This window comes from Pantoea sp. X-Soil-ISGK-259, from assembly GCF_059730705.1.
On the sequence record NZ_AP035986.1, the window covers coordinates 2,347,818 to 2,371,907 of the forward strand.

Here is a 24,090-nt window from a genome sequence, read left to right on the forward strand (position 1 = left end):
TCTGTCGCGCCCCCATTCACCTCTTTCGACCTGACAGGAGTAAATTATTATGGCTATCGAATATGCAGTTATCGCCGGCGGCTGTTTCTGGTGTACCGAAGCGGTGTTTAAAGATGTGATCGGCGTAGAGTCGGTTGAAAGTGGCTATACCGGTGGTGCCCGTCCTAATCCGACTTATGAGCAGGTCTGCAGTGGTGCAACCGGTCATGCAGAAGCCATCCGCATTGGCTTTGCCCCGGAGAAAGTGACCTACGTCGATCTTCTGGATATCAGCTTTGTGACGCATGATCCGACCCAGCTTAACCGTCAGGGCAATGATATCGGCACCCAGTATCGCTCGGCGATCTTCCCGGCCAACGCAGAACAGGAAGCAGAAGCGCGCGCCGCCATTGCCCGTGCTCAGGCTGACCATGATGTGCCGGTGGTAACCACCATTGAGCCGCTGAAAGAGTGGTACCCTGCCGAAGCCTATCATCAGGATTACTGGGAAGGCGCGGGCCAGCGCAACGGCTACTGCATGGCGGTAATCCCACCGAAGCTGCAGAAACTGCGCAAAAGTTTCGCGAATCGGGTGAAGAGCTGATTTAGCCTTTAACGAAGCAAAATATGCGACATAAATCCCCGGTTTTATGTCGCAGTAAATCGATTCGTTCAGAGCTTAAGCGAATAGATCAAAAGAGAAAAATAGTGCTTGACCCTTTTCAGCCGACTCCCTATAGTACCGCCCCGTTGACCCAGCGCGGTCGGCGAAGTAAATGTGGTGAGGTGTCCGAGTGGCTGAAGGAGCACGCCTGGAAAGTGTGTATACGGCAACGTATCGGGGGTTCGAATCCCCCTCTCACCGCCACATTCTGAAGAAGAGCCTGAACGTTTGTTCAGGCTTTTTTTTTGCATATTGCACTGAGAGAGGGGTATGAGAACCCCCGCCGGGGTTCGACAACGGGCCATGCCCGCTGGACAGCGGAGCCTGCGACGCTGCCCGAAGGGTGAGCGCAGCGAATCAATCCCCCTCTCACCGCCACATTCTGAAGAAGAGCCTGAACGTTTGTTCAGGCTTTTTTTTTGCATATTGCACTGAGAGAGGGGTATGAGAACCCCCAACGGGGTTCGACAACGGGCCATGCCCGCTGGACAGCGGAGCCTGCGACGCTGCCCGAAGGGTGAGCGCAGCGAATCAATCCCCCTCTCACCGCCACATAATGTTGGGCGTTGCAGGGACAAAGCCCTATGTAGACTGAATCAACAACTACATTGAGACAATGGAACTACGAAAGCAGCAAAAAAAAGCATGCGAATTATACACACAAACAGAAAAACCTTTGGCGTTAACCAAAGAGATTTTCTGTTTGTGTCTAATTAAAAAAGTTAAAATTCTTCCCCAGATTAGTGCTTTTTCAGTTCTGCCGCAGCACGGACAGCGCGATGTGATCCGCCAGAATCGGTTGCATTTTTGACAGCCTTGGAATCATTCTGGAAATGTTCCCCTGTGTTATCGTTTCACCGCTGGCCAACAACTGCCAGTCAGTCTGACTCATTACCACGCAAGCCGCTTCCTAAGACTGTCCCTCAAATCCTTTTTTCATAGTGTCTCCTAATGTGATATTGAGGCTATGGTAGGCTAAATTTTCAGTTAACAAAGAGGATGATGTAATACTGTAAGACGCGTTCCAGAACTCTGCCGCTTTTGCCTCTAGCTACGTCATTGCCCAGTCGCCAAGTTTTTTTATGTGCTCGACATTAAAAGATCGATTCCTTGATCATCGCCTGGCACGATGACAAAATCCGGTATCTTTTTTTCAGGTGTTCCCATGGCTAAATTATTTGCCCGATACGTGACGATTGGAGTTCTTAACACGCTTATCCACTGGGTTGTGTTTGCCATTTGCATAAAGAACGGCCAAAGCCAGTCTGTCTCCAACTTCATTGCCTTCTGTACTGCGGTAACTTTTTCCTTCTTCGCCAATGCCAGGTGGACCTTTAACGCCGAAGCGACCACGTTCAGATACATGATGTATGTGTTCTTCATGGGGGCTGTGGCAACTCTCATTGGAGCATCTGCAGACCGGCTGCATGTCAACCCTGTAGCTACCCTTGTCGTATTCTCTGCAGTGAGCCTTGTATGCGGATTCCTCTATTCTAAATATTTTATTTTTAAAGAGAAAAAATGAAGATATCGCTAGTCGTTCCCGTCTTCAATGAAGAAGATGCAATAAAGTTTTTTTACAGTGCGGTAAGAAGCAAAGACTTTTTGAAGCCATATGAAATTGAGATTGTCTTCATAGATGACGGAAGCTCAGATTTCACGGCACAACTGATGAAAGATATGCAGGAAGGCGATCCCTTAGTGCGGAATGTATTCTTTACGCGAAATTTTGGTAAAGAAGCCGCACTTTTCGCGGGGATCGAATGTGCCACTGGTGATGCGATTATCCCTATTGATGTCGATTTGCAGGACCCGCTTGAAATTATTCCACTACTGATTGAGCGATGGCAGTCAGGTGCGGATATGGTACTGGCTAAACGTACTGACAGAAGTACTGACGGCCACATGAAGCGTAAGACTGCAGAGTGGTTTTACCAACTACATAACAAAATCAGTTCGCCAAAGATTGAGGAAAACGTAGGCGACTTCAGGCTGATGTCCCGTGGCGTGGTTGAGAGCATCAAACTTCTGCCTGAGCGTAATCTGTTTATGAAAGGAATTCTGTCATGGGTTGGTGGCAAAACGGAAATCGTTGAATATGCCCGTGCGGAACGCGTTGCCGGGACCACGAAGTTTAACGGATGGAAGTTATGGAATCTTGCGCTGGAAGGACTGACCTCATTCTCTACCTTTCCGCTACGCATTTGGTCATATCTGGGTTTTCTGGTGGCCTCGTTGGCCTTTCTGTATGGACTATGGATGATCGTGGACAAATTGCTGTTCGGTAATCCGGTGCCTGGCTACCCCTCTATTCTGGTTTCCGTACTGTTTCTTGGTGGCGTTCAGCTTATTGGCATTGGAGTGCTGGGTGAGTATATCGGCAGGATTTACACTGAGACCAAAAAAAGACCACGCTATATAGTAAAAAGGGACAATAATGTTTAAGATAAACTTTAAAAAAAATTCAATTTACCTCTCGCTAATTATATTTTCATTATTAATTTCATACATTCTGACGTCGCGATATTTCCCCATAGAACCTGACGCGGCTAATAGCTCACTTGTTTGGAGAGCTTTTGTTACTGAAGGGTTTTCAGCCTTTAAAAACTGGCAGCCAACCCCGGATAACTGGTATTTCACAACTTATCCGTTTAATTTTTTATTTTTCTTTTTATTGAATCATGATGGAAAACTCCCACTTATTCTTTCAACATCATCATTTATTGGCCTGACAGCAATATATCTGACTTATATAGCCTACGCAATCAGCAAGAGTAGATCATCACTCTTGACATTGCTTAGCTTGGTACTATTGCCTTCCTACGTTTACACTTTTGGTTTTGCAGCTCATCCTTTTTCTCATTACTCAACAAACTTCTTTGGGGTAGTTGCTTTTTCCCTCGCCTTTATTAACCTGAAGCGAAAATCGCTAATTTTAACGTTAACCTACAGTGTTATTTCGATTTTCTCTTCCGTTTCTGATCCTTGGTTTTTAGCTACATATTTCTTACCATTGTTGCTGACCCATGCTTATTTTAGCTTTAAAAAAGAAATCTCATTCAAAATCACCTTAATTTTAGCCATTGGTTTTTATATAAGCATGTCCCATATGGTTCAACGCTTATTTAAGTTGCCGATTCAAAGATTCAAAATTGTTCACTTTGATCAATGGAGGGATAACGCTGGGTGGGCTATTGAGGTACTTGGTAAAAGTTTGAATCTGTTTTTCGTGAACAACACATTCACTATTTTAGCTTCAGTTATTATCTGGCTGCTGGTTTGGCTGTACTCTCTACGTATATGCATCTCAAAGAGCAGTCCCGCTACTTTCGTTTCTATATTCAGCTTCCTGAGCGTAGCCGGAATAATCTCATCCTTCATCATCAGCTATGACCTACCAGCAGACATTAGCGCAAGGTTTCTTTGTCAATGTCATATGCTTCGTAGTAGTCCCGGTAACATTGGGGTATTCATTCTCACGAAACCCACTAGTTTTATTGATTTTCATTATATATATAGCTTCTTCAACCTACTCATACAGTGTAAATAAGACGCCACTATATGACCAAGAGGGAAACACTAAAAGTTTTATTGCCTTCCTGAATAAAAACAACCTCTATTTCGGATATGGCGACTATTGGAAATACTCAAATAGCGTTAATTGGTTATCGTCAGGTTCTCTTCACATCTCCCCCGTGATTTTTGACGAGACTGACTATCATATTAAATTTGACAGCATTCGTGTTCAGACAATGAAGTCATGGCTGACAGAAAAATATATAAAAGCATCACCCAATCGACAATTTGTCGCTATACCAGGCTTAGAATCAGACGACTCTGGGAAAATTCGCTTAGAAGCAATCAAAAAGCAACTAGGAGAACCTGATGAAAAACTCACTTTTCAGGATATGACGATCTTTGTGTATAACCATAAGATACCGCTAAAATAAATTCTCCGAAGCGGCTACATAAACACTTCGCATGTAAAAAAGAAACATGTAGCCGCATTTAATTACAGATTTGGGATATCAGACCATGCAATGTTCGGCGCTTTTGTCACAGCAGTTTGGTTAAGTAATAGTCGATATTTCTCGGGCAAAAAGTTGTTTTTCCAGAATCCGTTGCATCATCAAGTGGAAAATGAGGGCGTAAAAATTACTAGTTATTACAATTTTTTGAAGCTGTCTGTTCATGGGTTCGAATCCCCCTCTCACCGCCACATTCTGAAGAAGAGCCTGAATGACGGTTATTGTGAGAGCCGCACACCTTTTAAATGCACAGTCACAGCCTAAAATTAACGCCTGGCAGACACAAGTCCTGGCGCCTGCCACCAGGGTCACACCGCCACAGCCTGCGGCGTCACTGAATCCCGGCTTACCAGCGTTCCCTGATGAGAAGACGGGACGCTCTCATCGGGATGCAATAAAATCTTAATCGCATCCTGTATCATTTCATCAATAGGCACACGAACAGTCGTTAGAGAGGGTGTGTAATACTTTCCAATCACTGAGTCATCAAACCCGGCAAGTGAAATATCGCCAGGTATAGTTTTGCCCGCGTCCTGAAACGCTTTTGCCACACCAATGGCCATGTCGTCATTGGCCGCCAGCACGCAGGTGAACGGAATATTGCGCGCTAATAGCTGGAGTCCGGCGTCGTATCCACTCTCTGTGCTCCAGCTACCCTGCACCACTAATTGCGGATCCGGGTCGATCCCCGCGTTCAGTAGTGCATTACGATAGCCCTGTAAACGACGCTCACCTGTCGGTGAATCATTGCATCCCGATATAAACGCAATCCGGGTATGCCCATGTGCCAACAGATACGCCATCATCTCTTCACTGCTGCGCTGATGGTCGGTGAACACACAGTGGCGTCGATTTCTGATGAGTTCACGATTAATGACCACTATCGGCGTCTGAATTTTATCGACAATATCATCCAGCTCACTGACTGAAAGATACTTGGGGTAGAGCATAATCGCTTCGCAACGGAGCTCAATAAGTAAGTCAATCGCATTGCGCTCGTCCTGAGCACTGTGTTTACCGTCCGCGAGCACCAGCTGACGGTTTTGTTTCTCGCTGAGCGTTGCCGCCTGATAAACCAGGCTTGAAAAAAACGGTCCGTTGTACAATCCGTTAGTGATAACCAGCCCAATCGAATGCGTTTTGTTAGTAGAAAGATTTCGTGCCAGCAGATTGGGTCGATATCCCGTATCAGCTACAGCCTGCATAATTCTGGCTTTCACCTCTTCCCGCACAAAAACCTTGCCACTTAACGCACGCGATACGGTGGCTTTTGATACACCAGCCACCCTGGCGATGTCCTGTATTGTGACCATTAAGGAACCTCAATCATTGGATGGCTTAAACCACCCAGGCTGAACCAGGCTGTAAAGTGAGATACACATTAATCGTATCGACTAAAACCTTGGTCATTTAACCTGTGCGCGCCCAGCCCCCTCTCTTTGTGTCATAGACATCAGCGGCATCCCTGGCCCGATGGGACCCTGAGACTGATATTCTGTTAAAATAAAGTCTTCGCTATTCACCACCAGGACGGGTGTTGTCAGGTCATAGCCTTCACGTTCAATGCAGTCTTTGTCGAATTCAAGAAGTGGCGTACCTGCTTTAACCACATCCCCCTCTTTTACCAACGGTCGGAAATATTGCCCCTGCAACTCGACCGTATTTAATCCAACATGGATCAGCAATTCGGCGCCATTATCACACAATAACCCGATGGCATGATGGGAAGCGATCAGGGATTCCACCCTCGCATTACAGGGTGCCACCACTTTTCCCGCGGCCGGCTTAATGGCGATACCGTCACCCATCACCTTACCGGCAAAGACCTCATCAGTAACACTTTCCAGCGCGAGGACCTCTCCTTTTAACGGGCTAAGAATATCAATCGCCTGACCACTCGCCGCTGTGGATGTTGCCTGCGGGGTGGATGCCAGAGGCGCAGACTCTTCTTCATCGATGGGATCGTCGAAGCCTACAAACTGCACCATCAAAATAGTCAGCACTATTGTCGTACCCGCACCTGCAAGCTCACCAATAAACGACATCGGCGCATCAGGGCTGATGGCATTAACCAGCGTAAACAGACCCGGCAGTGCAGCATACGCGTAGTAAAGGCTACCGAACAGGCTGGCAACAACGGCACCAATTGCCCCGCCAATACAGCCACAGATAAAGGGTTTTTTAAAGCGCAATGTCACGCCATAAATCGCCGGCTCAGTGATGCCAAAAATAGCGGTGACGCCGGCAGAGAGCGAAGTTGCTTTTAACCGCGCGTTGCGGGTTTTCAGAAAGACACCTAACACTGCCGCCATCTGACCGATAACCGCGATAGTCTGATAAGCCTGGAAGGAGTCATGACCCTGCGTATCGAAGTTCGCCATAATGACGGGCGTAATACCCCAATGAACGCCAAAAATAACGATTATCTGCCAGATGCCTCCAATTACCGCGGCGGCCAGCATGGGCGCAGTATGGAACAATGCGTTATAGCCATTTGCTACCGCCAAAGCCGCCCATGTGGTAATCGGACCAATAACGATCAGAGTCAGCGGCACAATCACCACAAAGCAGATTAATGGGGTAAAAAGCGGACTGATGACCTCTGGTAACCACCTGACTACACGATGTTCAAACCAGGAGAGTGCCCAAACCAGAAACAAGGGAGGTAAAACTGAAGAGGTATAAACTGTTTCAGAAAGCGGGAAGAAAAGGAAATTGATGCTTTCTCCCCCGGCAATGCGCGCTGCCAGCGAAGTCCAGTCCGGACTAATTAACGCACAACAACACAGGACAGCAATAAACGGGTTACATTTAAAATGCCGTGCGGCCGTAATCGCGATAAATACGGGCAAAAAAGCAAACGGCGTCCAGGACATGAAGTTGAGTACAGCAAATGTACCGGTTGTTTTAATATCAACATTAATCAAACCCAGAACAATCAGCAGTCCCTGAAGGATACCTGCCGCTGCAAGAATATAAACAATAGGCGCAAATACCGCCGACATCGTGGCAATGACCGCATCCAGTTTGCGTGTTTTTCCCAGCTGTTTCGGTGTTCCTGTCTCTTTAACCAGGCCGGACATTGCATTAAACACATCGGCGACATGGGTACCGATCACAACCTGAAACTGCCCGCCACTCTCAACTACGGCAATGACACCTGACAGACGTTGCACGTTACGCTTCGCCTCAGCGGGCGTTTTAACAAGCACCAGCCTTAAACGCGTGGCGCAGCGGGTAAAACTTTGGATATTCTCTTGCCCACCAACTTCATGAAGAATATCGCTTGCTAACTTATTGTAATCCCTGATGCCTGTCATATTTTTTCCCTTTCATTGTCACTGACTACACCGTCTGAAAAAGTGAAAATATTTGCATGGCAATCTGGAAACCTGCCATGCAACCGGTTTCACGGTATCCTGCGAGATATTTCATGCAACCGGTTTCATGGGAAAATGAGAGTGAAATCACTTATTAGATGAGAATGAATTCTGTTGAGGGATTGCTTGAAAAGAAAACCCGGCCGAAGCCGGGTTTGGGCGCTACACTTCTACTCAATCAAACGCTAGCTATACGCGTGCAGGGTGCGCTGACACAGCGCAGAACGCACACAATCCTCTTTGCCAAAGCGCACAATGCCAACCATCTCGTCCTCTTCAAAACGCGCCAGCGCGTCCGCGAGACCGGAAGGCACCCCAGCGGGCAAGTCGCACTGGGTAATATCGCCGTTAACAATGACTGTGACGTTTTCGCCCAGTCGGGTCAGGAACATTTTCATCTGCGCGGCGGTCACGTTCTGCGCCTCATCCAGAATCACCACAGCATTTTCAAAAGTGCGGCCTCGCATGTAGGCGAAAGGCGCAATCTCTACCTTGGCAATTTCCGGACGCAGACAATACTGCATAAATGATGCGCCAAGACGTTTAACCAGAATGTCATAAACCGGGCGGAAATAAGGGGCGAATTTCTCAGAAATATCACCGGGCAGGAAACCCAGATCCTCATCTGCCTGTAGTACCGGGCGCGTAACGATAATCCTGTCGATATCCTTATTAATCAGGGCCTCAGCTGCTTTCGCAGCACTGATCCAGGTTTTACCGCATCCGGCTTCACCGGTTGCGAAGATCAGCTGTTTCGTTCCTATGGCATTAAGATAGTGCGCCTGAGCTTCATTACGGGCCTCAATCGGTAACCGGTCACGCGTATCACGCGCCATGCCAATTGCATCCAGTCCGCTCATATGCACCAGCGAAGTGACCGACTCTTCTTCGCGCTGACGATGACTGCGAGAGTCACTGCGAAGCACTCTTCTTGCTTCACGACGCGCTTTGATCACTGCTTTCTGTCTTCCCATAGTGGCACCTTTCAGTTGGTTTCATTTCCCGCGCGAGGTCGTTGACCCGTTGCGATTACGTGAACGCTTTAGAGGTTTCAGTTGGCTTCCTTTAGAGCCATGACAGGACAGGATAATGGGTATGCAGCAACACAATGACGTGGCTGAACACCGGATAAAACAGGATGCGATAAGACAAAAGAAATGGTTGAAGGAAGGGAGAAATAACGAGGCAGAATTGCCCTCGCGGTCAGGCGCAATTTATTTAGTGACAGTGACTTTCCATTAAAGACTCGACCCATTCGCGAACTCCAGTGTGATACATCAACACATACGATTACGCCTGTTTAATAAATTGCACCATTTTGTTGGGCCTTTGCAACAGTAATTTTACCTGCTGGCAAAGGAATTGCTAATCGCGGGTAAGTATTTCTTTTAAGGCAAAATGTAAAATCTCTACATTTCAGTCAATTACCATATTTTATAAACACCCGGCACCCGGTAAATCTCAGTAAAAACTTAGCCAATAATACCTGAAAGTGGTAAACCGCGGGCGGCATGAGACAGGCCCGCCCGCGTTGTTCAAAAATTAATCAAGTCTCCAGTAGCGACTGTCCTAAATAATGGCTGGCGTCGGCAACTCCGGGTAAAGCGAAAAAGTAACCACCGCCAAAAGGACGGATATATTCTTCCAGCGCTTCACCGTTGAGACGCTGCTGCACCGTGAGAAAACCACGCTCCAGATCGTGCTGGTAGCAGACGAACAATAATCCCATCTCAAGCTGCCCGGATGCAGAGATACCCGCAGAGTAGCTGTAGCCACGTCGCAGCATCAGGCTACTGGCGGTCTCAGGTGTGCGGGGGTTCGCAAGACGAATGTGCGCATCCAGTGCAATGACCTCACCATCCGGATCACGCGCGTAATCCGGCACGTCATGTTCATGCTGCATGCCCAGTGGCGCGCCGCTCAGCTTCTCGCGACCAAAGATAGTCTGCTGCTCACCCAGTGGGGTGCGGTCCCACATTTCAACGTGAAAGCGAATAAGTCGTACTGCCTGATAGCTGCCATTGCGCGCCCAGACAGGCTCATCCTGATCGGCGGTCACCCACAGCAACTGGTTCATAAGAGCAGGATTGTGCGTATCCGGGTTGGCGGTGCCATCTTTAAAACCCAGCAGATTGATCGGCGTCTCCTGCCCCTGACTGCGTGCCGCGTGGTCCGAGATAAAACCTTCGCGTCGCCAGCGTACACCCAGCAGGTCAGGCGTATGCTTGATGATGTCACGCAGAGCATGAATCACCGTATCCTGCGTGTTAGCACAAATCTGCAGCAGCAGATCGCCATGACACTGACTGGCATCAAGCGAATCATTGGGGAAGCGCGTCATCGGCTGCAATTTTTTCGGCTTGTGAGGCGCTAAACCGAAGCGTTCATCAAACAGCGAATGGCCGACCGACACAGTAATTGTCAGATTATCAGGCGCGATAGTCGCCCCAAGAATGCCGGAATCCATTGGCGGCAGTTGCGGATTAGTCACCGCAGGTGCCGGCCCTCCCGTGGTGAGAAAGGCGATACGCTGGGTCAGTAGCTGGAACAGACGCTTCAGCTCCGCTTTATCACTACTGAGCAGATCAAATGCCACCAGCATCATCGATGCCTGCTGGGGCGTCGTGATGCCCGCCTGATGTGGACCGTAAAACGGCTGCGTCTGCTGTCGCGCCTGCGGCGTTACCGTACCCGGCGAAAAGCTGTCTGCAGCAGCGGCGTGGAACGGACAACCGCCGCCGATCGCCGCCGCGCCGCCCAGCAGACCCAAACCTTTCAGTAAACGACGACGCGCAGGCTGCGCGTCATCTTCCTTACGACTCATGATTAATCCAGACCCAAAGTGCCACGAAGTAACGAAAGATCTTCCGCCAGCGCGGTGATCGGTCCTTTCAGCGCGTTACGGTCGGCGCTGGTCAGTTTCTCATAGGATTCGAAACCGGTTTTGGTGCGGTACTTGCTCAGGATTGCATCGACTTTTTTGAAGTTAGCGTCAACCTTAGCCTGCAACTGCGGGTTCGCTTTGCTCACCATCGGGCGTAGCAGCTCAACAATTTTCTGCGCGCCATCAATGTTGGCCTGGAAGTCCCACAGGTCGGTACGACTGTAGCGATCTTCCTCACCGGAGATTTTACTGGAGGCCACTTCTTCAATCAGACCGGCCGCGCCGCCAACCACTTTAGCTGGCGGGAAGGCCAGTTCACTGATGCGCACCTGCAAATCTTTCACATCTTTATTCAGCTTATCCGCGTAGTCCGCCATGCCTTTGGTGCTGTTATCCGCAAACAGGGCTTTTTCCAGACGGTGGAAACCGGTGAACTTAGGATCGGCTGCCTTCTTCTCGTAGTCATCTTCACGGGCATCAATGCTGCCGTCGAGATCGGAGAAAAGCTCAGCAATCGGCTCAATGCGCTCATAATACTGACGGGTCGGCGCAAACAGCGTTTTGGCTTTTTCCACATCACCCGCTTTAACAGCGTCAGTAAACGCCTGGGTGTTACTGACCAGCTGATTCACCTGATCCGTCACATACGCTTTATAGGCGGTGATCGGGCCTTCTAACTGCATACGCGCGGACGTGGTGCTTTTCGCCGTGCCCTCGCCCGCCTCAACAATCAGCTTGCCTTTAGGATTGCTCAGCAGACCACAGGTCATCTCATATTCGCCTGCTTCCAGATTGGCGGTCAGCTTCTGACTGAAGCCTGGCGCGATGTTCTCACGCTCTTCAACCACCAGCACGCCTTTGAGGATTTCCCACTCCAGCGCTTTCTGGCTGTTGTTTTTGATCAGGAACTGAGTCTTGCCGGCCTTGACCGTTAAGCTCATCGGCTCACACTGCTTGTCGTTGACGCTAACGGTAACCTGAGGAACCGCGGCCGCGGCCGAAGCGGAGATCGCCAGCAGAGGAAGCAGCAGTGCCTTGCGGCGGAAACGCATTGTCATCTCGATATTCCCTGTTAAGTTGCCGGCGCGGCGGGCGCGCCTGTTAAATGTCTGATTACACCGTGGCCGACGCAGCAGGACGCGCAGGCATAAAGAACAAAATTAGCGCGGGGATCAGGTAGACGAAGTAAACGGTCACTTCACTCACGCTTGGGGCCTCCTGATATCCCAGAATCCCTTCCAGCAGGGTGCCGAACAGCGAATGGGTCGATAAAGTACTACTGAGGTCGAACGCCACATCCTGAAAGCGATTCCAGAGGCCTGCTTCGTGGAACGCACGAATTGCCCCCGCCGCCAGGCCCGCCGCAACAAATAAAATGAACACGCTGGTCCAGCGGAAAAAGTGCGCCATATTCAGGCGGATACCGCCCCAGTAGAGCAGCATGCCCAGCACCACCGCCGTTGCCAGCCCCAGCACCGCGCCAATCGGCGGCGCATAACCGACATCCTGAGTAAAGGCGGCCAGCAGGAAGAAGACAGACTCCAGCCCTTCACGTGCCACGGCCAGAAATACCATCAGCACCAGCGCCAGACCGCCACGGCCGGAGCGGTGCAGCGCCTGATCGACCGCCTGCTCAAGCTCGACCCGGATATTGCGTGCCACTTTGCGCATCCAGAACACCATTGAGGTGAGGATGACGACCGCAATCAGCGCCACAATACCTTCAAACAGCTCCTGCTCTTTTTGCGGGAATTCACCGGTGGTGGCATTGATGAACAGACCCAGGCCCAGACAGAGTGCAGCGGCGATAAACACGCCCGCCCACATCGCCGGGAACCATTGGGTGCGCTGGGTGCGTTTGAGATAGCTGGCTATCAGGCTGACTATCAGCGCGGCTTCAAGCCCTTCACGCAGCATGATGAGAAAAGGAACAAACATCGCCAACCTCTTGAATGTTAAGCAGCGTCAATAAATAGTAAAATCAGGTAAAGTGTAAACGATACCGATTATCATTATCGCTGCGAAAAAAACAAGTTACTGGTGGAGATAATTTCATCTTTGGGTGATTTATCTTTGTAACAAAAAGGCCCGCCCCTTCCGGGACAGGCCTTAAGGATTAACGCTTCGCTTATTTGGTCTGGAACTCTGCTTCTGCAGCGACAAAGCGCTGTTGCGCTTCTGCTGAAGGTTCACGTCCCATCAGGCTGAAGACCACGATCGCGATGCTGGCAAAGATGAAGCCTGGGATGATTTCATACAGTCCAAGACAGCCATACTGTTTCCATACCAGCACGGTCAGCGCACCGATAATCATGCCCGCCAGCGCACCGTTGCGGTTCATGCGCTTCCAGCAGACGCCAAACAGCACGACCGGACCAAACGCAGCACCGAAGCCCGCCCAGGCGTAGCTCACCAGGCCCAGCACGCGGTTTTCCGGATTAGACGCCAGGGCAATGGCAATCAGTGCCACCAGCAGCACCATCAGACGCCCTACCCACACCAGCTCTTTCTGGCTGGCATTTTTACGCAGAAAACCTTTGTAGAGATCTTCAGTCAGGGCACTGGAGCAGACCAGCAGCTGACAGCTCAGCGTTGACATCACGGCGGCCAGAATCGCTGACAGCAGAATTCCCGCAATCCATGGGTTGAACAGAATACGCGCCAGCTCAATAAAGACGCGCTCAGCATTATCATTAACGCCCGTTGCCAGCGTCGGGTTGTTCTGGAAGTAGGCGATACCAAAGAAGCCCACCGCCACAGCGCCTGCCAGACAGAGCACCATCCACGTCATACCGATGCGACGTGCGGTACGGATTGAGCGATGTGAATCTGCCGCCATAAAACGCGCCAGGATATGCGGCTGCCCGAAGTAACCCAGACCCCATCCAAGCAGCGAGATGACCGCCACGAAGTTCAGCCCCTTGAGCATGTCGAGGTTTTCCAGGCTTTTCGCTTGAATCACTGCCATGGAATCAGACCAGCCGCCGACCGCGATAATCACAAACACCGGCGTCAGGATGAGCGCAAAAATCATCAGGCTCGCCTGAACGGTATCGGTCCAGCTTACCGCCAGGAACCCACCCACCAGCGTATAGAGGATAGTCGCCGCTGCACCCGCCCACAGGGCAGTTTCATAGCTCATACCAAAGGTGCTTTCAAACAGACGCGCACCGGCCACCACGCCCGAGGCGCAATAGATAGTGAAGAACACCAGGATCACAAGAGCAGAAATGACACGCAGGATTTTACTGTGGTCTTCAAAGCGGCTGGTGAAGAAGTCCGGCAACGTCAGCGCGTTGTCATGATGCTCGGTCTGGACCCGCAGGCGACCCGCCACGATTTTCCAGTTCAGCCAGGCACCGATGGTCAGGCCAATTGCAATCCAGCTTTCAGAGATACCGGAGATGAAAATGGCACCGGGTAATCCCATCAGCAGCCAGCCGCTCATATCGGAGGCACCGGCAGAGAGTGCCGTGACCACGCTACCCAGGCTGCGGCCACCGAGGATGTAATCATCGAAGTTTTTGGTTGAGCGCCAGGCTATAAAACCAATCAACACCATCCCAAGAATATAAATCACAAAGGTCACCAGCATTGGTGTACTTACACTCATCTGTCTCTCCACTTATTATTTGATATCCCAGAGAAATCGCCAGCTACCCGCCAGCCGGAACGGGGCAAAGCGGGCCGATTTTTTCGTCAGGGCGTCAGTCATTTCCCAGCGGCGCGGTATCCTGCCGGAAAGGCGTGGCGCGCACAATGGATTTAACACAGGCGTTACAGTGATTTCACTAACCGTTTGTGAAAACGTGCTGATAGGTTGCACTCGCTCACAGTTATCAGGTTGCACCACGGCATTAACCGCCATAAAACCGCTTTTTATCAGGCTTGCCAACCTGGCGAGGATCTTGCAGCAATATCCATGCCGCTTTGAGAAATTTAACAATCGGCCTCATTTAAAGGGTGTTAACTGGCTCACATTTAACACGGTTGCACAAAGTTGCAACTTAAGTGATAGTGCAGCCAACGCCGTACCGAACCACTACAAGGAGCTCTGGAGTCATGGCTACAACCACCATGGGTGTAAAACTGGATGACGCAACACGTGAGCGCATCAAACTGGCTGCACAGCGGATTGATCGCACGCCACACTGGCTGATTAAACAGGCGATATTTAACTACCTGGGCCAGCTTGAAAGCGGCGACGCCGTGCCGGAGATCCCGCTTTCTGCCCTGGCGGTCGCGGAGTCCGATGACACCCAGCCAGAGGAGTCGCACCAGCCGTTCCTTGACTTCGCAGAGCAGATTTTACCTCAGTCAGTGACCCGTTCAGCGGTGACCGCCGCCTGGCGTCGTCCGGAGACTGATGCAGTACCCATGATGCTGGAGCAGGCCCGCTTGCCGGCAGCGCTGGCAGAGAAAACCCATCAGCTGGCTTATCAGCTCGCCGACAAGCTGCGGCACCAGAAAGGGGCAACCGGACGCGCTGGCATGGTGCAAAGTCTGCTGCAGGAGTTCTCTCTCTCCTCACATGAAGGCGTAGCGCTGATGTGCCTGGCTGAAGCGCTGCTGCGTATTCCTGACAAGCCCACGCGCGATGCGCTGATTCGCGACAAAATCAGCAATGGCAACTGGCAGTCACATCTGGGACGCAGCTCCTCAATGTTTGTCAATGCAGCGACCTGGGGCCTGCTGTTTACCGGCCGCCTGGTTTCGACCCACAATGAGTCGAACCTCTCCAGCTCGCTTAACCGCATTATTGGTAAGGGTGGCGAGCCCCTGATCCGCAAAGGCGTGGATATGGCGATGCGTCTGATGGGTGAGCAGTTCGTTACCGGTGAAACCATTGCCGAAGCGCTGGCTAACGCCCGCAAGCTGGAAGAGAAAGGTTTCCGCTACTCTTACGATATGCTGGGCGAAGCGGCACTTACTGCAGGCGATGCCAAAGCCTATCTGCTCTCTTATCAGCAGGCGATCCATGCCATTGGTAAAGCGTCGAATGGACGTGGCATTTATGAAGGACCCGGCATCTCCATCAAGCTCTCCGCACTGCATCCCCGCTACAGCCGCGCGCAGTATGAGCGTGTGATGGAAGAGCTCTACCCTATTCTGAAATCACTGACGCTGCTGGCCCGCTCTTATGACATCGGCATCAATATCGACGCAGAAGAAGCCGATCGGCTGGAACTGTCACTCGATATGCTGGAAAAACTCTGTTTCGAGCCAGAGCTGGAAGGCTGGAACGGCATCGGGTTTGTGATTCAGGCCTACATGAAACGCTGTCCGTTTGTCATTGATGAGCTGATTGATCTGGCACAGCGCAGCCGCCGTCGCCTGATGATCCGTCTTGTGAAAGGCGCTTACTGGGACAGCGAAATCAAGCGCGCCCAGATGGAAGGCCTGGAGGGCTACCCGGTTTATACCCGCAAGGTTTACACCGATATCTCTTACCTGGCCTGTGCCCGCAAACTGCTGGCGGTGCCAAGCCTGATCTATCCGCAGTTCGCGACGCACAACGCGCACACTCTGGCGGCAATTTATCAACTGGCGGGCAATAACTACTATCCGGGCCAGTATGAGTTCCAGTGCCTGCACGGCATGGGCGAACCACTGTATGAGCAGGTGGTCGGCAAAGTGGCGGACGGCAAGCTTAATCGTCCCTGCCGTATCTATGCGCCGGTGGGCACCCATGAAACCCTGCTGGCCTATCTGGTTCGTCGCCTGTTAGAAAACGGGGCCAACACCTCCTTTGTTAACCGTATTGCTGATACCTCGCTGCCGATCGATGAGCTGGTAGCCGATCCGGTGACTGCCGTCGAGAAACTGGGTGCCAGCGAAGGCGCCATTGGCCTGCCGCATCCGAAGATCCCTCTGCCGCGCGAACTGTATGGCGATAACCGCGTTAACTCTTCGGGTCTGGATATGGCCAACGAACATCGTCTTGCCTCACTGTCCAGCGCCCTGCTGAGCAGCGCCGCACAGCCCTGTCTGGCCGAGCCGATTATTGAGGGTGAAGCGGGTGCAGGCGAGCTGCGCGATATCCTTAACCCGGCCGCACCGGGCGACCGTGTCGGTCAGGTTCGCGAAGCTACTGAGCAGGAGGTCTCTGTGGCACTGGATGCCGCCGTGAACAGCGGACCGATCTGGTTTGCCACGCCGCCGCAGGAGCGTGCTGCGATCCTGGAACGCGCTGCACAGCAGATGGAAGGCCAGATGCAACAGCTGATTGGTATCCTGGTGCGTGAAGCGGGCAAGACTTATAACAACGCTATCGCGGAAGTCCGTGAAGCCGTTGATTTCCTCTATTACTACGCCGGTATGGTGCGGGACGATTTCGACAACGAAACGCACCGTCCACTTGGCCCGGTGGTCTGTATCAGTCCGTGGAACTTCCCGCTGGCGATTTTCACGGGTCAGATTGCAGCTGCACTGGCAGCTGGCAACAGCGTGCTGGCAAAACCGGCTGAGCAAACCCCACTGATTGCCGCGCAGGCGGTTCAGATCCTGCTGGATGCGGGTGTGCCGCCAGGCGTGCTGCAACTGCTGCCAGGCCAGGGCGAAACGGTCGGTGCACAGCTGACCGGAGACGATCGGATTCGCGGCGTGATGTTTACCGGCTCGACTGCCGTGGCAACCCTGCTGCAGCGCAATCTTGCCGGTCGCCTTGATCAACATGGTCGTCCGGTGCCGCTCATTGCGGAAACCGGCGGGATGAACGCGATGATCGTCGACTCTTCCGCGCTGACTGAGCAGGTGGTGATCGATATCGTCGCCTCGGCCTTCGACAGTGCCGGACAGCGCTGCTCTGCCCTGCGTCTGCTCTGTATTCAGGAAGATGTCGCCGACCATACGCTGAAGATGCTGCGTGGCGCGATGGCGGAGTGCCGCATGGGCAATCCGGAACGCTTCTCAACCGATATCGGCCCGGTGATTGATGCCGAAGCCAAAGCCAATATCGACCGTCATATTCAGGCGATGCGTAACAAGGGCTTCACGGTGTATCAGGCGGTGCAGGATAACCCGCAGGACAGCAAAGAGTGGAATAGCGGCACCTTTGTGAAACCGACGCTGATTGAGCTGAATCAGGTTAGCGATCTGGATAAAGAGATTTTTGGGCCGGTGCTGCACGTCGTGCGCTTTACCCGCAACAACCTGCCGCAGCTGGTTAATCAGATCAACGCCTCCGGCTATGGCCTGACGCTGGGCGTGCATACGCGCATCGACGAAACCATCGCGCAGGTGACGGCGAACGCCCGGGTCGGGAACCTTTACGTTAACCGCAACATGGTCGGCGCCGTGGTCGGCGTTCAGCCGTTTGGCGGTGAAGGCTTATCCGGAACCGGTCCGAAAGCGGGTGGCCCACTCTATCTTTATCGCTTGCTGGCCCATCGCCCGGATAGCGCACTGCGTCTGACCTTTGATCGTCAGGATGCCGAGCGCCCGGCGGACAGCACGCTCCGTCACTCTTTGCTGGCACCGCATCAGGCACTCAGCAACTGGGCTAAAGATAAGCCTGAGCTGGCTAAACTCTGCCAGCACTATGGCGAGCTGGCCCAGGCGGGCGTGGTCCGCCTGCTGCCTGGCCCGACCGGCGAACGTAACACTTTCTCGCTGTTGCCGCGTGACCAGGTGCTCTGTCTGGCTGACAACGAGCAGGATGCGTTAGTCCAGCTGGCTGCGGTCACCAGCGTGGGCAGTAAAGCGTTGTGGCCGGATGATGAGCTGCATCGCACCCTGCGAGCCTCATTGCCTGACGCCGTGAAGGCACGCATCACGCTGGCGCGTGACCCATTAGCCCCGGAGTTTGATGCGGTGATCTATCACGGCGATGCCGATCAGCTGCGCACCCTGTGCGAACAGATTGCGGCGCGTGACGGCGCGATTGTGTCGGTGCAGGGCTTTGCCCGCGGCGAGACCAATCTGCTGCTGGAACGTCTGCTGATTGAGCGTTCACTGAGTGTGAATACTGCCGCGGCGGGCGGTAATGCGAGTCTGATGACGATTGGGTAGCGCTGAAGCTTAAGGGGGGGTTCGCTGCGCGAAGGGGCTTGGGTGCACACAGGTGCTGGGGGGTTCGCTGCGCGAACGGGCTATGAGAAGGTTTCGTTCGCCTGGTGAGCTGGCCAGTTTCAGTTACGCCTCTGCAGGCGACCAACAAGGGGGCGCCAGTCGCCGCGCCCCCTTGACCCCGGGCTCCGGCCTGCTTCACCGCCGCTTCGCGGTTCCTTCGCTTCTTCCGGATTTCTTACGGACCGGCGGGACGCGCCCTCCCTGGCGCGAACCCGCCTCTTCGCGGCATCCCTGCCGCTCGTCCTGAAATCCCTCATCCGCTCAGCGGCTCTGACGGCCTCCCTTCCCCGCTTTTATCTCTTCTTTTTGTGTTGGGTACGTCGTCGCTGTAAGTCCGGAGGATTATCTGTGTCTCTCTGCCGGGCAGGAAGAATGGCCTTCCACCCTATCTACTTTTTATCTCTTCTTTTTGTGTTGGGTACGTCGTCCCTGTAAGTCCGGAGGGTTATCTGCGGCTCTCTGGCGGGCAGGAAGAGTGGCCTTTCACACCATCCTCTGTTGGCTCTTCTTTTTAATGTTGATGCATTGCCGCTGATAGCTTTCAAAATTAGCTTTGGCTTTCAAATTACCAGACAACGCTACGTCCGATAAAAACCAGGATATTAAAGGCGGGGGTTTACCTGAGGCATCCGAAGCGCTGAGGAGCAACCGGAGGCAAGGATGAGCCGACAGGACGTCGGCGAAAGGACGGAACGCGCCAGGGAGGGCGCGTCCGGACGGTCCGCGGGCCGCAGGGCGTGACGAAGGTACCCCGCAACGCGGGGCGCGCAGGCTGCCGGACGCCGGGATTGTTAAGGGGCGGGCGTACGCCCCTTAACGCGTCCGCCTGCACGGACAAACTGAAACACCCCACCGCCTGGCGGGCGTAACCCGCTCAGTGTCAGCCCGCTGCAAAGCGAAACCAGCCAGCCCCTTCCCCCCACTTTCAGCGGCCTTAATCCCCGAACCGGGCAAAAATCCCACCAGCAGGGGTTTACCAGAGGCATCCGAAGCGCTGAGGAACAACCGGAGGCAAGGATGAGCCGACAGGACGTCGGCGAAAGGACGGAACGCGCCAGGGAAGGCGCGTCCGGACGGTCCGCGGGCCGCAGGGCGTGACGAAGGCACCCCGCAACGCGGGGCGCGCAGGCTGCCGGACGCCGGGATTGTTAAGGGGCGGGCGTTCGCCCCTTGACGCGTCCGCCTGCACGGACAACCTGAAACTCCCCACCGCCTGGCGGGCGTAACCCGCTCAGTGTCAGCCCGCTGCAAAGCGTACCCTGCCCGCTTCCAGGTGGAAGCTCCCGCACACCTTGCCGCAAACCGACTCTTATCCCCTCCCATGCGCCCGCTTAACCAGTGTCGGAAATACAAACAGCGACTGCCCCACGCCGCGGTTGGTCAGCGACCAGATTGCCACCGAGCAGAGCGAACACAGACCGACTATCGCCACCGGATAGAAGCAAGCCCAGAGAAACGAAAACCACGCCTGCTCAAACAGATGATGACGCTGCGCGAACAGAATCGCAGACATACCAAAGAACTCGATGAAGATACGATGGATAACGTAAATCTGCAGTGTATTGCGGCCAACCCAGTTGAGATAGCGCATGCTGAAATGCTGATTCAGCCAGCGGCACGCGGCAATACTGAACAACACAGCCAGTACGCACAGGAACAGACTCTTATCCAGACCGAAAATCACATGAATCCCCGCGACCGCTGCCAGTAGCGCCCAGGGCATCAGATTCTCGCGCCGCCACTCACTCAGGCGCAGCATGGTCTGACTCCAGAACGCACCTAACAGGAAGAACAGGAAATATTGGGCCAGACTCTGGGGACCCCAGAACGGAATCACTTTTTCCACCGCGAGGTAATTCAGCAGGATCGCCACCAATACCAGGGCCAGCTTATATTGACGAAAAACTTTGGCACAGAGGAAATAGAGCCCCAGCCCATACAAATACCATGACGTACTCATGGCCATAAAGGTCAGTTTCAGGAACTCGAATAGTGAACCCGCATAGGCGGCATTGAGATTCTGGGAAATGCGCTGGCCGGTAATTTCAGTAGAGATGCCTATGATGGACCACCACTGAATAAAGCCCCACAGAATATAGAGATAAAAGAGATTGGTAATACGACTGGTAAACACCTGTTTCCAGGGCCGGTTAATAATGCCATTCGTCGCCAGCAATCCTGAAACAAAGAAAAAGGCAGGCATACGCAGCGGCGACAATACCGTATTAAACTGTATCCATATTTCGGCAGGAATCCATCCGGCAGTGAGATATTTCATGGTTCCTTCAAAGCCGGGTAAAACCGTGTGGTACAGGACCACCAGCAATATGCAGGCGCCCTTAAGGGTATCTACCCATAATATCTGGTCTGACTTCGTCTGGCTCATTCAATGACTCCTGCTGTGTAGGTCAGAATGCTGGAATGTAAAAGCGAGGAAAGCAGTTTTGCTTTTATGGTTATCCAGCGATTATTCGCCATTGAGCCGAAGTTGAATGTAGCGAAACTCTTAAAAGCCGTGGAGTGGCCCTGCTGCTACAGTTATTTACCTGACTGAACGTTTCCTTACACTTATTAATTGATGAAGCGATACGCTTATTACCGCCACCTCACTCAAAGAAAACGATAATATTCCCTGATGATCGCTAAAATACAAATAAGAGAAAGTGGCATCAGTAAAAGCCATTTAATATCCGATGAAAAGAAAAGATTTGTCAGATGTGCCAAAAGGTTTAACGGCTAAATAAATAGTTATGATATTGCGCCGCACACTCAGGAAAAAGCAGTCCATTGCTGCGTTAAAACAGGCGTACGGGAGGGATAAAACTGCCTTCCGGAGAAGGCAGTGGAATTACTGATTAAGGAATTTATCGAGGAACTGACGGGTTCGCGGCTGCTGAGGGTTACTGAACAACGCTTTCGCGTCGCCCTGCTCGACAATACGTCCCTGGTCCATAAAAATGGCGCGGTCCGCAACGTCGCGGGCAAAACTCATCTCATGCGTGACGATAACCATGGTACGTTTCTCCTCGGCCAGGGCACGAATGGTGCTGAGCACTTCGCCTACCAGCTCCGGGTCCAGCGCAGAGGTCGGCTCGTCGAACAGAATGACTTCCGGCCGCATCGCCAGTGCACGCGCAATTGCCACGCGCTGCTGCTGTCCTCCTGACAGACGGCGCGGATAGCTCTCCTCCTTACCATTCAGCCCGACCTTCTCCAGCAGAGTGCGGGCACGGGCTATTGCATCCGCTTTCGGCTCGCCTTTAACAATGACCGGCCCTTCAATAATGTTCTCCATCACCGAACGGTGCGGAAACAGATTGAAGTTCTGGAAGACAAAGCCGACCTGCTGACGCAAACGACGCACCTGCTCTTTCTGCTTGCTCTGCGCCAGCGCGGCATCGACAGTAATCTCCCCGACGCGGATGGTGCCGCTATCCGGCACTTCCAGCAGATTAATACTGCGCAGCAGCGTGGTTTTACCTGAGCCGCTGGGGCCGATAATCGCCACCACTTCACCAGCGGCAACATCAAGGTCGATGTCGTGGAGCACCGTCTGGCCGTTAAACGATTTCACCAGCTTTCTGACTTCAATGGCGCTCATTTCGACTCCGAATCCTGACGATTAACATGCTGTTCCAGCCGGTTCTGCAACGCAGACAACACCGTTGCCATCACCCAGTAGATTAGCGAGGCCGCCAGATACATGGTGAAGACTTCCAGCGTGCGTGAGGTGATCAACTGCGCCTGACGGAACAGTTCCGGCACCTGAATGGTCGCTGCCAGCGAGGTATCTTTCACCAGACTGATAAAGCTGTTGCCCAGCGGTGGCAACGCGGTGCGCGCTGCCTGCGGCAGAATGACCCGGCGCAGCGTTTGCCAGCGCGTCATGCCGATACTGGCCGCCGCTTCCCACTGACCGCGTTCAATCGATGAAATCGCGCCGCGCAGTGACTCTGAGGCGTAAGCGGCGGTATTCAGGGAAAGACCAATCATCGCAGAGGGGATCGGATCCAGTTCAATGCCAAACTGCGGCAGGCCGTAATAGATCATAAAAAGCTGGGCGATTAACGGCGTGCCACGGAAAATCGAGACATAGATCCGCGCCAGCCAGCGAACCGGCCAGAAGCGTGACAGACGCATCAGCGCCAGAATAAAGCCCAGCAGCAGACCAAAGAACATCCCGCCGATGCTGAGCTGCAGCGTAAACAGCGCGCCCTTTAATAAAAAAGGTGCTGAATCCAGCACCAGTTGAAGACTTTCCTGCATTATTTCGTCACATCCGCGCCAAACCATTTCTGAGACAGCTTGCTCAGCGAGCCATCTTTCTGCATATCAGCAATAGCCTGGTTGACCGCTTTCAGCAGATCGTCGTTACCTTTACGCATCGCCACGCCCGATTCCTGACGGGAGAACGCATCGCCCGCGACGGCCATGGTGTCACCGGTTTTCTTCACCAGATCCAGCGCGGCCAGACGGTCAACCAGAATCGCATTCAGACGGCCAGAACGCAGATCCTGATATTTGGTCGGGTCATCATCATAGGTACGGATGTCCACGCCCTTCACATTCTCGCGCAGCCACTGCTCGTAGTTAGTGCCCAGACCCACGCCCACTTTCTTACCGGCCAGATCAGCCGGTTTAGTGATAGTGCTGGCGTTGGCTTTCATGGTCAGTGCCTGAATACCGGAGACCGTGTATGGCGTTGAGAAGTCATACTTCTTCTTGCGCTCATCAGAGATAGTGACCTGGTTGATCACCACATCAATGCGCTTCGCGTCGAGTGACGCCAGCATGCCATCCCACTTGGTGGGTTTAAGGCTCGCTTTGACGCCCATGTGCTGCGCCAGCTGTTCCGCGAATTCCACTTCAAAACCGGTCAGCTTGCCCTTTTCATCCTGAAAGCTGAATGGCGGATAAGTGCCTTCCAGCCCCACCAGCAGCGTGCCGCGCTCTTTAATTTTGTTCAGCAGGTTTTCCGCTGCAAAGGTTTTAACGTTGACGCCTGCAATCAGCGCCACAGCCATAACGCCCATCACCATCTGACGACCTGCACGAGAAAAGGACATATTCACCCCATTATTGACA

Annotated in this window: 17 protein-coding genes, 1 tRNA gene and 2 other RNA genes; 8 read left to right on the forward strand and 12 right to left on the reverse strand. The window is 52.8% G+C overall.

The window, feature by feature from the left end; translation table 11 throughout:
* Window positions 1–49 precede the first annotated feature (49 nt).
* From msrA to AC6I77_RS11215, 7 genes are all read left to right on the forward strand, one after another.
* Window positions 50–583, forward strand: coding sequence for a peptide-methionine (S)-S-oxide reductase MsrA (gene msrA / locus AC6I77_RS11185; RefSeq protein ID WP_497816934.1), 534 nt, complete (start codon window positions 50–52; stop codon window positions 581–583).
* Between the two features lie 176 nt (window positions 584–759).
* Window positions 760–847 (forward strand) — tRNA-Ser (locus tag AC6I77_RS11190).
* Window positions 848–892: 45 nt separating this feature from the next.
* Window positions 893–1,021, forward strand: a non-coding RNA gene (locus AC6I77_RS11195) — RtT sRNA.
* Between the two features lie 45 nt (window positions 1,022–1,066).
* Window positions 1,067–1,195, forward strand: a non-coding RNA gene (locus AC6I77_RS11200) — RtT sRNA.
* 613 nt (window positions 1,196–1,808) lie between these two features.
* Window positions 1,809–2,168 carry a GtrA family protein gene (locus AC6I77_RS11205; protein WP_110411331.1) on the forward strand — a complete coding sequence of 120 codons (360 nt, stop codon included), beginning with the start codon at window positions 1,809–1,811 and terminating at the stop codon, window positions 2,166–2,168.
* Window positions 2,165–3,088, forward strand: a complete 924-nt coding sequence (locus tag AC6I77_RS11210) for a glycosyltransferase family 2 protein (RefSeq protein ID WP_110411330.1) — start codon at window positions 2,165–2,167, stop codon at window positions 3,086–3,088. Before AC6I77_RS11205 ends, AC6I77_RS11210 begins: the two co-directional genes overlap by 4 nt.
* On the forward strand, window positions 3,081–4,193 hold the full coding sequence (locus tag AC6I77_RS11215; protein ID WP_497816935.1) for a gtrI: 1,113 nt from the start codon (window positions 3,081–3,083) through the stop codon (window positions 4,191–4,193). Before AC6I77_RS11210 ends, AC6I77_RS11215 begins: the two co-directional genes overlap by 8 nt.
* A 786-nt stretch (window positions 4,194–4,979) precedes the next feature.
* Here AC6I77_RS11215 and AC6I77_RS11220 read toward each other — a convergent pair.
* The 8 genes from AC6I77_RS11220 to AC6I77_RS11255 form a co-directional block, all read right to left on the reverse strand.
* Window positions 4,980–5,984, reverse strand: coding sequence for a LacI family DNA-binding transcriptional regulator (locus AC6I77_RS11220; RefSeq protein WP_497816936.1), 1,005 nt, complete (start codon window positions 5,982–5,984; stop codon window positions 4,980–4,982).
* 93 nt (window positions 5,985–6,077) lie between these two features.
* Window positions 6,078–7,991: a beta-glucoside-specific PTS transporter subunit IIABC gene (locus AC6I77_RS11225; RefSeq protein WP_476158586.1), complete on the reverse strand. Its 1,914-nt coding sequence runs from the start codon at window positions 7,989–7,991 to the stop codon at window positions 6,078–6,080.
* 245 nt (window positions 7,992–8,236) lie between these two features.
* Window positions 8,237–9,025: a phosphate starvation-inducible protein PhoH gene (gene phoH / locus AC6I77_RS11230; RefSeq protein WP_003852284.1), complete on the reverse strand. Its 789-nt coding sequence runs from the start codon at window positions 9,023–9,025 to the stop codon at window positions 8,237–8,239.
* A 572-nt stretch (window positions 9,026–9,597) separates the two neighbouring features.
* Window positions 9,598–10,875: an iron uptake transporter deferrochelatase/peroxidase subunit gene (gene efeB / locus AC6I77_RS11235; RefSeq protein WP_110411327.1), complete on the reverse strand. Its 1,278-nt coding sequence runs from the start codon at window positions 10,873–10,875 to the stop codon at window positions 9,598–9,600.
* A 2-nt stretch (window positions 10,876–10,877) separates the two neighbouring features.
* Window positions 10,878–11,993 carry an iron uptake system protein EfeO gene (efeO, locus tag AC6I77_RS11240; protein WP_003852286.1) on the reverse strand — a complete coding sequence of 372 codons (1,116 nt, stop codon included), beginning with the start codon at window positions 11,991–11,993 and terminating at the stop codon, window positions 10,878–10,880.
* Between the two features lie 55 nt (window positions 11,994–12,048).
* Window positions 12,049–12,873 (reverse strand): iron uptake transporter permease EfeU, encoded by an 825-nt coding sequence (gene efeU, locus AC6I77_RS11245; protein WP_008925387.1) that lies wholly within the window; start codon window positions 12,871–12,873, stop codon window positions 12,049–12,051.
* 190 nt (window positions 12,874–13,063) lie between these two features.
* Window positions 13,064–14,548: a sodium/proline symporter PutP gene (gene putP, locus AC6I77_RS11250; RefSeq protein WP_497816937.1), complete on the reverse strand. Its 1,485-nt coding sequence runs from the start codon at window positions 14,546–14,548 to the stop codon at window positions 13,064–13,066.
* Window positions 14,549–14,563: 15 nt separating this feature from the next.
* The gene (locus AC6I77_RS11255; protein ID WP_139364709.1) at window positions 14,564–14,881 is read right to left on the reverse strand and encodes a hypothetical protein; all 318 of its coding nucleotides are present in this window, start codon (window positions 14,879–14,881) and stop codon (window positions 14,564–14,566) included.
* A gap of 116 nt (window positions 14,882–14,997) precedes the next feature.
* On the opposite strand from AC6I77_RS11255, the gene putA reads away from it, so the two are divergent.
* Entirely contained in the window at window positions 14,998–18,945 is a 3,948-nt protein-coding gene (gene putA / locus AC6I77_RS11260; RefSeq protein WP_078804503.1) for a trifunctional transcriptional regulator/proline dehydrogenase/L-glutamate gamma-semialdehyde dehydrogenase, read from the forward strand.
* A 1,369-nt stretch (window positions 18,946–20,314) separates the two neighbouring features.
* Here putA and AC6I77_RS11265 read toward each other — a convergent pair.
* From AC6I77_RS11265 to tcyJ, 4 genes are all read right to left on the reverse strand, one after another.
* A complete protein-coding gene (locus AC6I77_RS11265) occupies window positions 20,315–21,391 on the reverse strand; it encodes an acyltransferase family protein (RefSeq protein WP_008926847.1) in 1,077 nt (358 codons plus the stop codon).
* Window positions 21,392–21,853: 462 nt separating this feature from the next.
* The gene (gene tcyN, locus AC6I77_RS11270; protein WP_003854542.1) at window positions 21,854–22,606 is read right to left on the reverse strand and encodes an L-cystine ABC transporter ATP-binding protein TcyN; all 753 of its coding nucleotides are present in this window, start codon (window positions 22,604–22,606) and stop codon (window positions 21,854–21,856) included.
* Window positions 22,603–23,271 carry a cystine ABC transporter permease gene (gene tcyL, locus AC6I77_RS11275; RefSeq protein WP_003854540.1) on the reverse strand — a complete coding sequence of 223 codons (669 nt, stop codon included), beginning with the start codon at window positions 23,269–23,271 and terminating at the stop codon, window positions 22,603–22,605. The genes tcyN and tcyL overlap by 4 nt, the downstream gene beginning before the upstream one ends.
* Entirely contained in the window at window positions 23,271–24,071 is an 801-nt protein-coding gene (gene tcyJ / locus AC6I77_RS11280) for a cystine ABC transporter substrate-binding protein (protein WP_033743520.1), read from the reverse strand. Before tcyJ ends, tcyL begins: the two co-directional genes overlap by 1 nt.
* Between the last annotated feature and the right edge of the window lie 19 nt (window positions 24,072–24,090).

What these genes read in the sequence shown, in the direction of transcription:
- phoH (WP_003852284.1), bottom strand. Translation starts at nt 9,025, where the DNA reads ATGGGAAGACAGAAAGCAGTGATCAAAGCGCGTCGTGAAGCAAGAAGA.
- AC6I77_RS11210 (WP_110411330.1), top strand. Translation starts at nt 2,165, where the DNA reads ATGAAGATATCGCTAGTCGTTCCCGTCTTCAATGAAGAAGATGCAATA.
- AC6I77_RS11205 (WP_110411331.1), top strand. Translation starts at nt 1,809, where the DNA reads ATGGCTAAATTATTTGCCCGATACGTGACGATTGGAGTTCTTAACACG.
- AC6I77_RS11225 (WP_476158586.1), bottom strand. Translation starts at nt 7,991, where the DNA reads ATGACAGGCATCAGGGATTACAATAAGTTAGCAAGCGATATTCTTCAT.
- msrA (WP_497816934.1), top strand. Translation starts at nt 50, where the DNA reads ATGGCTATCGAATATGCAGTTATCGCCGGCGGCTGTTTCTGGTGTACC.
- AC6I77_RS11220 (WP_497816936.1), bottom strand. Translation starts at nt 5,984, where the DNA reads ATGGTCACAATACAGGACATCGCCAGGGTGGCTGGTGTATCAAAAGCC.
- efeB (WP_110411327.1), bottom strand. Translation starts at nt 10,875, where the DNA reads ATGAGTCGTAAGGAAGATGACGCGCAGCCTGCGCGTCGTCGTTTACTG.
- putA (WP_078804503.1), top strand. Translation starts at nt 14,998, where the DNA reads ATGGCTACAACCACCATGGGTGTAAAACTGGATGACGCAACACGTGAG.
- AC6I77_RS11215 (WP_497816935.1), top strand. Translation starts at nt 3,081, where the DNA reads ATGTTTAAGATAAACTTTAAAAAAAATTCAATTTACCTCTCGCTAATT.
- tcyL (WP_003854540.1), bottom strand. Translation starts at nt 23,271, where the DNA reads ATGCAGGAAAGTCTTCAACTGGTGCTGGATTCAGCACCTTTTTTATTA.
- efeO (WP_003852286.1), bottom strand. Translation starts at nt 11,993, where the DNA reads ATGACAATGCGTTTCCGCCGCAAGGCACTGCTGCTTCCTCTGCTGGCG.
- tcyN (WP_003854542.1), bottom strand. Translation starts at nt 22,606, where the DNA reads ATGAGCGCCATTGAAGTCAGAAAGCTGGTGAAATCGTTTAACGGCCAG.
- putP (WP_497816937.1), bottom strand. Translation starts at nt 14,548, where the DNA reads ATGAGTGTAAGTACACCAATGCTGGTGACCTTTGTGATTTATATTCTT.
- efeU (WP_008925387.1), bottom strand. Translation starts at nt 12,873, where the DNA reads ATGTTTGTTCCTTTTCTCATCATGCTGCGTGAAGGGCTTGAAGCCGCG.
- AC6I77_RS11265 (WP_008926847.1), bottom strand. Translation starts at nt 21,391, where the DNA reads ATGAGCCAGACGAAGTCAGACCAGATATTATGGGTAGATACCCTTAAG.
- tcyJ (WP_033743520.1), bottom strand. Translation starts at nt 24,071, where the DNA reads ATGTCCTTTTCTCGTGCAGGTCGTCAGATGGTGATGGGCGTTATGGCT.